This is a genomic window from Marinimicrobium sp. C6131 (genome assembly GCF_026153455.1).
Lineage (GTDB): Bacteria > Pseudomonadota > Gammaproteobacteria > Pseudomonadales > Cellvibrionaceae > Marinimicrobium.
In genome coordinates this window covers 4,035,977-4,049,031 of record NZ_CP110629.1, presented here as the reverse complement: position 1 = coordinate 4,049,031, position 13,055 = coordinate 4,035,977, and the positions used below count along the sequence as shown (strand labels likewise).

Below are 13,055 nucleotides of genomic sequence, written 5' to 3'. Positions count from 1 at the left end.
ATTAACTTCAAATTGTGCTTTAAAACTACTTGATAACCTTCTTTAATACTGCTTAAATTACCACTTAATACACTACTAGTAATATATTCATTTTTAGAATATAAATTATGGTTTTAATTCACTTATGTCGGTTAACATTAATTTAAATCTCCCTGAAGAGATTCGGCACATCAAAAGCCTGCGGGACATTAATTGGTTATGGGGTTGGCTCCAACACAATATTGGAGGCCTTGATCCAAGCAAGTTCGGGAGCACCCAAGGGAAGCGCGAAGAGATTCACGGTGCCCTAAATAGGGCTGACAACCCCTTACTAACTTCCCAGATCGCGCGACGCTGTCACGCTGAGATGTTGCTACCCGAAACGGACATTCGGTGGATTGAAAAAGCAGACCAGCGGCTTATTGATTGGCTATCGATTTCAATGTTCAGCAGTAACGTGGATGATTTATACAACCCTCTAATTCCAGAAGCCTTAAGTCCAAATGCTGCTTTTGTTTGCAAAATTGACTTGATGGATGAAGATTTATCCGTGAAGAAGCAAACCATCAAAGGGTTGTCCGAAACGTGGCAAAACATAAAAGCCTATGATCACCAGTTAAAATGGTTAAGCAAAACCAACCAAACACAATGCCAATGGGCCTGGGATTACCTTGCTGAAAAGAGGATAGGGTGGTTTGGATTGAAGCGTGACCCAAGGAAAGATCTTTACGCTCAAGTTCTAACCAGGTTCGATACCTGGCGATGCCATTCAGACAGCAGGAAACTGCTAGTCAGCAACATGAGGAAGTCTTGGAGCCAAAAAAAGTTTCGGGACAAAAATACAAATACCAAGCAATGCAACTTTCGCCTGCCAATTGCCACAAAAGATAAGCTAAACAATTTAGCTACCTTACGTGGCAAATCGGTAAATCAGCTACTTGATGAGCTAATCAGAGAGGAATTTGATCGTACCTCCAACAATGCAGCCTCTCACGCATGAATGTCGCCAAACCTGCACCCGCAACTGACCGGGGAGCTCATGCCTGCTCGCTCTTGGCCTGATTAATAAAGTCTGCCCACCAAGGCATCATTCGGGCCCGCTCAGTTAAGTACTCGGTCTGATGAGTAATAAGCCGCACGGACGCCCTTACGCTCCTGACGGGAAAGCCGGCGCCCAATAGCGTCACGGTTGAAGCCCTCCTCATTCAGGAATGATGGGGTGTCAACAACTCCCTTGCTCTTGCCTGGCGTATTGCTGTCATATCCCATTTTGACGGCAATTCAGCTCGTGATACCATCAAAGCCATACTCGAAACCCTATCCCAGCTTAAAAAACGGCATTAGCGCCACCCCCACCCCGCTTAAAGTATTGTTACCTTGAACCGCCGGTTCACGGGAGTGACAGGTATTCCAAGCGGTATTCCAAAGATTAGTTGAACCAATATTTTCACTTTAAAATACAATACGTTATCGATTCTTTTCAGCTTCCCCAGGCCCACCAATAAACAACCCTCAGATCGCAAGATCTGGGGGTTTTTTATGGGTGGTTCGGTTCAGAGCGCTGGAGTCCCTCAGTCGGGGTTGCCCGCCATGGATGGCGGAAATGCTGAAAATGCAGGAGCAATTTTCAGTGCAATAAATGTCGACACCAGCAGCCCCTACGCACCCATTGCCCTATCACCGCCAAAAGGTGTACAATTTTTCGTACATCAATTGATTGCTGACTAAGGTACCGCCCATGGACATTATCAATTTCTCTGCCTTCCGGGAAAAATTGGCGAGCTTTATGGATCGGGTCAATGACGATCACGCACCCGTAATCATTCGCCGCTCAAAGAACCGGTCAGCAGTACTGATGAGCCTGGAAGACTTCCAGTCCTATGAGGAAACCAGCTACCTCCTGTCTACGCCAGCCAATGCCCGGGCGCTTCAAACCTCTTTGGAAGAGGCCGAGCGCGGCGACATCGTGCAGAGGAATCTGGTTGAATGATTTTGGCATGGACATCGACTGCCTGGAGTGAGTACGAATACTGGCAGGGAACGGATAAGAAAACGGTAAAACGTATCAATAAGCTAATCCAGGAGACGATGCGCACCCCTTTTGACGGCAGCGGTAAACCTGAGCCCCTAAAACACGGACTGAAAGGTTACTGGTCCCGACGTATCGACCGGGAGCACCGACTGGTTTACAAGCTCAAAGGCGAAGGCCCCGACGCCACTTTGCTTATCATTCAGTGCCGTTTCCATTACGAATAACCTCTACCCCTTGGGCCCCTGACGAAACAGCCCACGCGCCGCGCGCCATGCCGTGCCGGCGGCACCACGCAACTGACGGCCCGACAGTTCTCGATTCTCCGCCTGGCGGCGCTGATTCAGGTATCGCCAGTAGTGGCACCGCTCCGCCTTGACATAGTATTGATTGAAGGCGGCCTGTAATGGCTCTCGGGCCTGTTCAGAGTGTGGGTCCGCCAGCGAGAGAGGAATGATCTGCTCGACCGGAATCGACAGTTGCTCCGCCACTGCCGCCAAGGAAAAGGTTTCTCCCTGTTGCTCCAGGTGCGTCAGGGCCACCAGTAATGGCGGTTCCGGCTGTCCGGCGCGACGCCCCAGCCAGCGTTGCAGTCGCGCCAGTTGCTCGGCATCGTCTTTCATACCCTCGGCGCTGGCATCGCTGACCCAGATGATGAGATCGGCCGCTGCCACCGCCGCACGCGCTCGGCGCCGAGGCAACTTTGGCCACGCCGGGGTATCCCACAGTTCGAGCTCGCCCCAGACCGGTGACGTGATTCGGTGGGCGTTGATCCACTTATCACTGGTGTTCGGGTTGATGTCGGACTGGCCGCCGGCCAGTGCCTCGAGCAGGCTGGTTTTACCACTGCCGGCCGGGCCGAGCACCAGGACCTGCAGCGGCTGCCCCGTGCCGGCGGTCAGCTCGCCGCTGAGCAACAGGTTTCCGCTGTACAGCTCAATAGCGTAGAACCCCACTTTGCGCACATATTCCTGCAGCAACCAGCGCTGCATGCGCTCGCTGCCGTAATCCAGAATATGGCCACCCACGGCGCGGCTGAACTCCTGGTACAGTGCACTCGTCGGGCTGATCAGCGCCCGCCCCATGCGGAACGCATTGTGGTAGCGCGTGGCGGTCTGTTGCAGGCGCCGGGCCCGCACCAGGTTGCCCAGGCTGAGGCGATGGCTGAAGGGTACCGTATGCACAATTTCCTGACGCAACTCACGACTGGCGCGCTCGATGATCAATAGTGCGTGGGGTACCGTCAGCTCAAGCAGCGGCCGCTCCTTATCCGGGAAAAAGTGCCCGGCCACCCGCTCCAGCGCATGCTGTCCAAGCAGCCAGAGTGCGGAACCGTCGCTGAGGGCGTATTCCGCGGGGTCCGCGCTCTGCGCCAGAGCCTCCACCTGGGTCCAGGCGCCTTCGGCCGTCGTGGACCAGTGGCCGCTGGGACCGGTGCGCGCGTCCGGAATCCGGCGCTTGTCGGTGCGCGCCAGCCACAGCTGGAGCATCAGCGCACAGCCGCCGCAAATGGCCAACAGCAACAACCAATAGGCCAGGTACCCCGTTTGCCAGAGCCAGACCACGCCGGCCACCGGAACCGCGGTCAGCGGCAGATAGGTCAGCACCAGCGCCAACAGACGCAGGCGACCGAATTGGCGGATCAGGTCTTTCATACCGTCACTATATCAAAGGAGCTTTCTTCACGGTTTGGAGTCGAAGCGTCGTATAGTACTCACCGACCTACGACCGTTTTTGAGGGATGACACATGCCGCTGCTTTCCGGATTCCTGCGCCGCACTCTTGCGCTGAGCGGGCTTACCTCCGCTCTATTGATGGCGCTACCCGCGAGCGCTTCGCAGCCGGAAGACCTGCTCCAGACCCTCGACCAGCTGGAGCACAACCGCCCCGTTCGCGTACAACTGTTATCGGCGCTCTGGCGTGCCGAGGGCAAAGGCGACGACCGGGAGGAAGTCGAGGTGTCGGTGAACACGGTCATCAACCGGGGCACTGATGGCATCAGCGTGACCTACGGCTGGCCACTGCTGGATCGGCTCGATGCCGAAGCGAACCGCCTACTGGAGGACCCGGATGCCCGCACCCCCACCACTGATTTCATGTGGCGCCTGGACTTGAACGAGGTTCGCCCGCTTCTGAATGCCGCCGCCCCGCTGCGCCGGGAAATCCAACGCTCGAGCTTTCGGACCCTCGTCACCGACCGCTGGCAGGGCCAGCCCGCCCGCCGTCTGATCTTTGACCGGGACAAAACGGTGCTCGACGAGCGAGCCCGAAAATACGTCAAACAGTTCCACTCCACCCTGGAAGTCTGGGTGGACGACGCCGGGATGCCCCTGGCCAGCCGTCTCAACCTTCATGCCAAAGGAAGCCTGCTGTTTGTCATCCGCGGCGAGTACCGGGAGGAGTCCACCCAACACTATCAGGTATTGGATGGTCACCTGATCGTCCGCGAGCGCCAACGCTGGCGGAAAACCGATATTCCGGGCGAGCATCATGAGACCCAACTGACCCAGACGCTCAAGCCTCTGTGAGCGAAGCCATCACCAACCCCCAATATTGTGTGACGCCCTGCACATTTTGAGAAACCGATCCGTCTCGAGGGAATAAAATCCGGCGCCAAGCGTTGTCGCTAATGAAACACACGGAAAGGTGGCGCCACGCCGCCTTGGTAATGCGATCAACGACGAAGAGGTCTCGCCATGAAACATCTGAAAAAAAGTGCATTGGCCACATCCATCGCTCTGGCTCTGACAGGCTGCGGCGGCGGCAGCAGTGATTCCGCCCCGAACGCCAACAACCCCGGCGGCAACAATTCAAGCGACAAAGTCAGCTCCTCCGGTGTCATTACCGGGTTTGGCAGCATTTACGTCAACGGGGTGCGCTACGACACCGCCAACGCCGAGATTGAGTTTGAAGGCGAAGGCCGCATGTCCGAAGACGATCTTCGCCTGGGCATGCGGGTCGAGATCGAAGCAGAACAGGACGGAGACGACCGCCGCGCTACCCGCGTGATGTTCGACAAAGACCTGAAAGGGCCGGTCAGTTCTGTCTCCCCCAACGCCGAGGACCCCACCCAGGGCACCCTGGTGGTACTCGGTCAGACCGTGACCGTGGATGCGAACACGGTATTGAGCAGCGACATTGCCGACGCCAATATGGACGGACGCATTGACCTGAACGACCTGGACAGCAGCCAGGGCCGCGTGGTGGTCGAGGTCAGCGGCTTCCCGACGGAAGAGGGCTTTATTGCCACCCGTCTGGAACGTCTCAACCAGAATGACGACGACAGCGACGACGATGACAACGAAGCGGAGGTCAAAGGGGTCATCGCCAATCTGGACACCACCAATGGCACCTTCATGATCCGGGATCTGCTGGTTCATTACGACCTGTCCGCCCTGGACGATGACATCGAAGACGGTGAGCTCAGCAACGGCTGGTTTGTAGAAGTCGAAGGCGAGGTTCAGGCCGACGGCAGTCTGCTGGCCAGTAAAATCGAACGCGAAGACGATCGCTGGGACGATGACGATGAGCGCGAAGGTGAGTTCGAAATCGAAGGCATCATTCAGGCCGTCGATACCGACAGCACCCCGAACAGCGTCACCATCAACGGGGTGGTGATTCCCATGGCAGACGCCAGTGCGCTGGTCAGCCTGGTGGGCGTCAAGGTGGAAATCGAGGGATCCTTCAACGCGGAAGGTCGCCTGGAAATCGACACCGATGACGACGGTATCAAGCGCGAGTGGAACAACAATGTGGAAATCTCCGATCGGGTCGAAACCGTCGGCGCCACCAGTTTCACCACCCGCCTGGGCGTGACCGTCACCCCCACCGGCCTGAGCCGGGTGGAAGACGACGATGAGGACGACGGCGATCGCCTCAACCCGGAAGACTTCATGGCTCGGCTGCAAGCGGGCGACAGTATTGAAGCCCGGGGTTATTTCGCCGAGGACGGCACCCTTACCTGGACCCGGATCGAGCGCGATGACGATGAGGACGATCAGGAATGTTCCCTGCGCGGCCCGGTAGACGCCGACAGCATTGATGCCTCCGCCGGCACCTTCACCATCCTGGGTGTGACCATCGATACCGCCAGCATTGTGGACGATGACGCCTTTGGCGATGACGACGACAGCATACTCGGCCGGGCGAGCTTCTTCACGACCCTCAGTGGCAGTGCGGTGATCGAAGCCGAGAGCGACGAAGACAATGCCGCCGCCTGCTCTGACGGTCTGCTGATTGCCGAGGAAGTGGAGTTCGACTGGGATGACGACGTCGAAACCACCTACGATCGTGACGATGATGACGATTCGGACGATGACAGCGATGAAGATGAAGACGACGATCAGGACGATGATGACCAGGAAGATGACGATCAGGACGATGATGACAGCGCCGAGTCATAAGGCGTAACCACTCGCCGGGCCACAGGGAAAGGGCCCGGCACTTTGCCATCGATTGCCAAACCTGTCGTCCCTGCTCTATTCTGCTCCCCCCCTTCGACGTGAATCGAGCCCATGACCATGCCTGCAAACGGTCTCCTTCCCAGCCCTCGCCTGCTACTCGCCAGTCTGCTGGGCGTTGTATTGGGTACCGGAACGGTTCAGGCGGACTCGCCCTTTTCCTTCACCAGCTCCTCCCAGACACTCTATCTGGCCCAGATTGATGACGACGACCTGGATGAACTGGACGACGACATCGACGATGAACTGGACGACGACATCGACGATGAGCTTGAAGACCTCGAGGACGAGCTGGACGATCTGGATGATGACATCGAAGACGAGTTGGAAGATGACCTGGAAGACGAACTCGACGACGAGCTGGAAGATGAACTGGATGACTTGGCGGAGGACGCCGCCGAGGATGCCATGGACGATGACGCGGAAGACCTCGCCGAGGAACTGGCCGAAGAAGCAGCCGAGGATGAGCTGGAAGACAGCCTGGATGATGACGCCGAGGACCTTGCCGAAGATCTGGCGGAGGAAGCCGCTGAAGATCGACTGGACGACGATGACTGGGAAGACGAGCTCGACGATATTGACGACGACCTCGAGGATGAACTGAACGATGATGACCTGGACGATCGCTTCGACGAGGACGATGAACTGGCCGACGCTCTGGAGGAGCGGCTGCTGGACGCGCTGGAAGAGGACCTGGACAGCCTGATAGAGCTCAATACCGGTGACCTCATCGTCCGCAACGAAATGCTGGTGCTGGCGGACGACGAGCTGCTGGAACAGTTAAGTCGCCACCCGGCGCTGGACCTCAGAGAGCGACGCCCACTCTCTGCACTGGGAACCAGTCTGGGCAGTTTTGAGGTCAAAAGCGACGTGCCGCTGGAGGCACTTCGCACCGAGTTGCGCGAACGCTATCCGGGGCTGTCGGTCGACTTTAACCACGGCTACGAATACCACCAGGGCCCGACAACCGCGCCCGATGCCCCCCTGACCCTGTCAGCACTTTACCGCCCCGGCGTGCCCTCCCGTTCGGGTACCGCCATTGGCATGCTGGATGGACCGGTGAATACCCGACACCCTGCGTTTGCCCGTGCTCGCGTGGAACAGAAAGCCTTTGCCGCCCGCCCCTCGGACGAGGATCTGGCGCACGGAACCGCCGTCGCATCGCTGTTGGTGGGGCGAACGCAAGACTGGGAGGGCCTGGTACCCGATGCCGAGCTGTACATCGCCTCGGTATTTTCCGAACAGGCCCAGTACGGCTCTATTGCTACCACCCAGACCCTGATTACGGCCCTGGACTGGCTGGCGTCCCGGCCGGTGGAGGTTATCAATATCAGCCTCTCCGGTCCCGCGAATCAGACACTGGAAACCGTTCTGGAACAGATCCGATCCCGCGGCATACTGCCCGTTGCCGCCGTGGGCAATGCCGGCCCACTCGCCGACCCGCAGTATCCGGCCGCCTACCCCACCGTGGTGGCGGTGACCGCCGTCGACCGGACGCTCGACCTCTACCCCTATGCGGTGCGTGGTGATCACCTGGATTTTGCCGCCTATGGCGTCAACCTGACCGCCGCTTCGGGGGACCAGGGTTTTACCCGGGTCTCCGGCACGTCATTTGCGGCGCCGGTGGTCACCGCACTGCTGGCCCGGCAGTTGGCCGATACCGGCTCGCCGGGGCAGGCGCTTCAAGCGCTGAGTGAGGACACAGTGGATTTGGGTGAACCCGGTAAGGACCCGCTGTTCGGCCTTGGACTGCCGGGGAAAAGCCAACTGATAACGCCGGCCTCCCCCTGAGGCCCGCCGCCTCAAAGCAGCTCAAAGGTAAAGCGCGCTTCCAGGCGGTTGTCGGTGTAATCCACACTCTCGAGATTGGAGCCATAGTCCCGATGCTCATAGCGCAACTCAAGCTCCAACCGCTTACCCATCGGGATTTCCAGGCGCACCCGCCACCGCTCACGCTCATCCAGGCGCTGTCCACTGGCGGGAGTCGAGGCACCACTGAGGTACTGCCGTTCCTCGTAGCGCCAATCCAGCTTGAGCGTCGCCCAGTCTGAAAGGCGACGGTTATACAACACACCAAACCGGTGCCCGTCATAATCAAACCGGAACTGTTCGGCGCGCTTGGCATTGAACCGGTAGTTGGCGCTGAGGTAGTGAGCCGTTCCGTCCAGAAAATAATAGCCCGCGAACTGCGCCCGGGTATCGTCGTTATTGCGCTCTGGTGCCTGCAATAAATCGGTCTGTTTGAACGCCAGCTCCCCGCGCAGATACCAGACGCGGTTAAACAAACGGGACGCCTCCAGGGCGATCTGCCGGTTCTCCAGCAGGCGCTCGCCGCCCAAATAGGCAATGCTGCCATCGAGGGGTTCTAGGGATTTTCCGTCCAAAAACGACAAAGTGCTCTGGAGGCCCCGCCGTCTGTGGCCTCCAGAGGGGTATTACTTTTTTCGAGATCCCTATTTGGGCTCTGTTTGAGTAAGATTTAGTCTTTTTGGGCTAAATCCATGGCATTCGAAGAACGTGTCCAAATCTTGTCCGAGGCAGAACAAGATGAGTTATATGGACCCCCCGCTTTCACCTCCGCCGACCAACGCTTCTTTTTCTCGCTGAACGATAAGGAACTGGCGATCGCTAAAAGCCTCCGTCATCGGGGCCAGCGTTACATGCTGGTGGTACTGCTGGGCTATTTCAAAGCCAAGCCGGTGGTGCTGAATCCCGGCTTTCATCAGATCAAGCAGGACCTCAAATACGTTTATCAAACCGTTCTACCAGGCCCAGGCTGTAGACCCTTTAATCTCACGCCAAAAGAGAACGAACGGATTTACCAACGTGTTTTCCAGCTCTGCAACTACCAGCGCTGGAATGTCAAAGACCATGGAGCGGCGTTGAGAGATTACTTATCCCAGCAAGCCAGAGCCTGGACAGCGCCTAGGCACCTCTTCGATGCGGCCATTGAATATTGTTCGGGGCAGAAGATCGCAATCCCTGCCTACAGCACGCTGCAAAAGATCATCAGTCAGGTGGTGGGAGACGAACAGGAACACATGGCCGCGCACCTTGAGCGTGCAATGTCACGCGGTCTTAAGCAAGCACTGGCGGAGCTCGTGAACGGCACAGGTCCACTGCCGTTCCGACAGTTGCGACAATCGGCTCGTAACTTCACCGGAACCGAGTTGGAGAAAGAACTGATTGTCTATCGCCATATCCAGCATTGGATGCCGGAAGTGGATCTGCTGTTGAGCACGCTATCACTGTCGCAGAAAAATCTGCAACACCTGGCAGAGAAAGTCGACTACTACGGTGCCAAACTGAAACGTCAAACCGTAGGCAGCCAATGGCTGTATTTATTGTGCTATCTTCAAACGCGATGGCAGCAAGCGCTGGAACGTATTGCCGATGGCTTTGTGCATCATGTCAGACAGACCAAACAGAAGGCAAAGGATTATGCGCAGGAAGCGGTGTTTAAGGATTGGCAAAAAGCAGCTAAAAATGTCAGCAAGGCAGCTGAAGTACTGCACCTGTTCATTGATGACAGCATTGATCTGCAACTACCGTTTGCAACAGTAAGACAGCAAGCACTGAGCCTGCTGACCAAAAGGGATCTGGAATCTGTATGTCTCTTCCTGAACGAGCAGCGACGATCGGTCGATGAAGCCATGTGGCAGTACTGCGACGAGAAAGAAAGTCTGCGGAAAGGTTTGCTGCGAGAGTTGTTCCTATGTCTGCGCTTCGAAGGCTGCGACGGCACCCAGCACTTAGCGGCCGCCTTGGCGAAAACACAAAACGAACTCAACGGCCAGGACGCTCAGTTGCAAACTGCCGACACCAGACTCCTTTCCAAAAAATCACGTGAATTCCTGCTGGATGGTGAAGGGAATATCCTGATCGATCGTTATGAGTGGTTCCTCTATCAACAGATTCCTGATCGCCTGAATGGCCAGCTGACGCTGCCTGATATCACTAAATACCGGGCACTCGACGCCGACCTGATCGACGGGGAACATTGGCGAAAAAACAAATATACGCTGCTTCAACAGAGCCATTTTACAAAATTAGCGGAGGAGCCTGAAAAGCTGATCAAACAGATGGCCATGGAATTGGATACCCGTTTGTACGAAGTCGGCGAATATCTTGAACAGGAAGACAACCGGAATATCATCTTGCGTAATCCGCAGGGTAAACGCTTCTGGCGCCTGCCTTCGGCCAGCAAACATCATCTGGTCAACAATCCCTTCTTCCAGCAAATTCCCACAACGGGGGTTGCGGATGTACTGCGCATGGTTGATCGTGACACCGGTTTCATTGACTGCTTCGCTCATGTGCTGGGTTCCCAATCCAGAAGCCGTTCCCATGAATATGACCTGTTGGCAATTCTGGTCGGCAATGCAACCAATCAAGGCATTTACGGCATGGCACAGATCTCTGATCGTACCTATGATCAGCTCAGCACTATCCAGGCGAACTATCTTCGCCTGGAAACATTGAATGCTGCTAACGACAACATCAATAACGCGACAGCCAAGCTACCCATCTTCCGGTACTACAACATCCAGGAAGATGTGATCCACGCCAGTGCCGATGGTCAAAAGTTCGAAGCCCGGCGCGAGACCTTCAAAACCCGTTATTCGTCGAAGTACTTTGGCACTCAAAAAGGTGTTTCTGCCATGACCTTGATCGCCAATCACGCTGCGATCAACGCCAGAGTGATCGGCGCCAACGAACATGAATCGCACTACATCTTTGATTTGTTGATGAGCAATACGTCAGACATCATTCCGGATGTGCTCTCAACCGATACCCATGGGGTGAACCATGTGAACTTCGCGTTACTGGATCTGTTCGGATACCAGTTTGCCCCACGCTATGCCCAGGTTGGCAAAGTGATCAATGACATGTTTGATGTCAAGGAAGACAAAGAACACCGAATTCAGCTGTGCTTAAAAAAGCCAATCAATACCCATCGTATTGCGCAGCACTGGGATACCATCCAACGGATTGCAGTATCACTTAAGCAGCGGAAAACAACGCAAGCCACCTTGGTGAGAAAGCTCTCGGAGTACAAGCGCAATCACCCGCTGCTGGAAGCCCTGACGGAATACAATCGCCTGGTGAAAGCGAATTATCTACTGTGCTACATCGATGATGCCAGTTTAAGAAACTATGTTCAGCGCGCGCTGAACCGGGGAGAGGCCTATCACCAACTGCGTCGGGCCGTGAGCAGCGTCAATGGGGATCAGTTCCGGGGCAGTTCAGACGAAGAAATCCAGCTATGGAATGAGTGCGCTCGCCTGGTCACCAATGCCATCGTTTACTTCAACTCCAGGATACTCAGCCAGCTGTTGACCAGCTTCGAATACCAAGGAGATACCAAGAGAATAGATATCGTCAAACAGGCATCCCCTGTGGCCTGGCACAACATTAACCTCAAGGGGACTTACCACTTCGAATTGAGCGAAAAATTGCCAGATCTGGAGGAGCTTATGCGCTCAATCGAGGGATATTTACCCGTCAGCGAAAAGTAATACCCCTCTGGAGGCCACGGACGGCGCGGCCTCCAGAGCACTTTGTCGTTTTTGGACGGAAAATCCCTAGAACCCCACTTTGTCGTTTTTGGACGGAAAATCCCTAGAACCCCTAAGTCGCGACCCGCAGGCGTGGTCACACCTGTGAATGCTTCTCGTTTGCTATGGATTGAATGGGTGCTTTGTTTAGAATTACCCAGGTCTACCGCAGGGCCATTTCTAACACCAGATAATAATAGATTATATCGTGTAATAAGCAACGCTGGGTGTTTTTTGATCGCCATCGGCTTTGCGTCCCACATGACTCCCGATGTGGCTGAATGGATTTCAGGGAAGCACTAAATTTATCGCGTCCTCCCGCTGTATTTTCGTGCTCGTGGTAGGTCAAAGAGCCATAAGTTGATAAGCCCATGTTGCACGCGTCTACGCGGGCCGTCAGAAATGCACCGATAGGTATGTAGAGATTGCCACCTTCTGAAGGCTATACATCTAGCCGTTGTGATTACCATCATCATGGTCTATTGCCCGCATGTGGAGATGTATCGCAGACAAGAATCGCGGTCGTGCCAGACTTATCATATTTGCGAGCTTTTTTCGTGTAGTTCAAATGGGGAAGGATGAGGTGTTGCGTTCAGTGCAAGGCTCACCGCCAGTGTTTTCGAGCGGGCGAAGTTGTGCGTACAGAATCTTCTAGTTCCGATCCCGGAGGGTGTGATTCATAATTTTTGTGTTCGGTGACTGAGCAAAATGCATGTCGGAGCTCGTACGCGATACCCAGACTCAGTACTGTTCTCACAACAATCACCGAACCCAACAACGCAATGCCTTCCAGAGTAGGGGTATGCAACGTGGCAAGAATGTCTGCCGCAATGAGAAATTCCAGCGCCAAGACCAGACGCTGACCGAATTGTAGTCTGAGTGGTTCGATATCTACCCGTAGCCCTTTGGTGAACCAGGTACGTACAAGATCAAATGATGACAGTCCTGCAGCACCGACAATAATGAAGCCTCCGATCCCTTCCAGAATCAACATGGCGAAATGTAGCGGCGTTTCCATTCCGTCCTCCG

Annotated in this window: 10 protein-coding genes; 7 read left to right on the top strand and 3 right to left on the bottom strand. The window is 55.5% G+C overall.

Features of this window, described 5'->3' with window-relative positions; genetic code table 11:
• The first annotated feature begins 124 nt into the window (after positions 1-124).
• The 3 genes from OOT55_RS17050 to OOT55_RS17040 all read left to right on the top strand — a co-directional run bounded on the left by OOT55_RS17050 (position 125) and on the right by OOT55_RS17040 (position 2,235).
• Complete coding sequence (locus OOT55_RS17050) at positions 125-979, top strand: hypothetical protein (protein ID WP_265367031.1); 855 nt, start codon at positions 125-127, stop codon at positions 977-979.
• 738 nt (positions 980-1,717) lie between these two features.
• Complete coding sequence (locus tag OOT55_RS17045; RefSeq protein ID WP_024462286.1) at positions 1,718-1,969, top strand: type II toxin-antitoxin system Phd/YefM family antitoxin; 252 nt, start codon at positions 1,718-1,720, stop codon at positions 1,967-1,969.
• A complete protein-coding gene (locus OOT55_RS17040) occupies positions 1,966-2,235 on the top strand; it encodes a Txe/YoeB family addiction module toxin (RefSeq protein WP_265367030.1) in 270 nt (89 codons plus the stop codon). The genes OOT55_RS17045 and OOT55_RS17040 overlap by 4 nt, the downstream gene beginning before the upstream one ends.
• A gap of 3 nt (positions 2,236-2,238) precedes the next feature.
• On the opposite strand, the gene OOT55_RS17035 is transcribed toward OOT55_RS17040, so the two are convergent.
• Positions 2,239-3,663 (bottom strand): GTPase, encoded by a 1,425-nt coding sequence (locus tag OOT55_RS17035; RefSeq protein WP_265367029.1) that lies wholly within the window; start codon positions 3,661-3,663, stop codon positions 2,239-2,241.
• Positions 3,664-3,756: 93 nt separating this feature from the next.
• On the opposite strand from OOT55_RS17035, the gene OOT55_RS17030 reads away from it, so the two are divergent.
• The 3 genes from OOT55_RS17030 (at position 3,757) to OOT55_RS17020 (ending at position 8,259) form a co-directional block, all read left to right on the top strand.
• Complete coding sequence (locus tag OOT55_RS17030; RefSeq protein WP_265367028.1) at positions 3,757-4,536, top strand: hypothetical protein; 780 nt, start codon at positions 3,757-3,759, stop codon at positions 4,534-4,536.
• Positions 4,537-4,704: 168 nt separating this feature from the next.
• Positions 4,705-6,411 carry a DUF5666 domain-containing protein gene (locus OOT55_RS17025; protein WP_265367027.1) on the top strand — a complete coding sequence of 569 codons (1,707 nt, stop codon included), beginning with the start codon at positions 4,705-4,707 and terminating at the stop codon, positions 6,409-6,411.
• Positions 6,412-6,522: 111 nt separating this feature from the next.
• Positions 6,523-8,259 carry a S8 family serine peptidase gene (locus tag OOT55_RS17020; RefSeq protein WP_265367026.1) on the top strand — a complete coding sequence of 579 codons (1,737 nt, stop codon included), beginning with the start codon at positions 6,523-6,525 and terminating at the stop codon, positions 8,257-8,259.
• Between the two features lie 11 nt (positions 8,260-8,270).
• Here the strand turns inward: OOT55_RS17020 and OOT55_RS17015 are convergent, their stop codons facing one another.
• Complete coding sequence (locus OOT55_RS17015; protein ID WP_265367025.1) at positions 8,271-8,861, bottom strand: hypothetical protein; 591 nt, start codon at positions 8,859-8,861, stop codon at positions 8,271-8,273.
• A 108-nt stretch (positions 8,862-8,969) separates the two neighbouring features.
• On the opposite strand from OOT55_RS17015, the gene OOT55_RS17010 reads away from it, so the two are divergent.
• On the top strand, positions 8,970-11,987 hold the full coding sequence (locus OOT55_RS17010) for a Tn3-like element IS3000 family transposase (protein ID WP_259476907.1): 3,018 nt from the start codon (positions 8,970-8,972) through the stop codon (positions 11,985-11,987).
• 643 nt (positions 11,988-12,630) lie between these two features.
• Here OOT55_RS17010 and OOT55_RS17005 read toward each other — a convergent pair.
• Positions 12,631-13,044, bottom strand: a complete 414-nt coding sequence (locus OOT55_RS17005) for a DUF1622 domain-containing protein (protein ID WP_265367024.1) — start codon at positions 13,042-13,044, stop codon at positions 12,631-12,633.
• Positions 13,045-13,055: the final 11 nt, after the last annotated feature.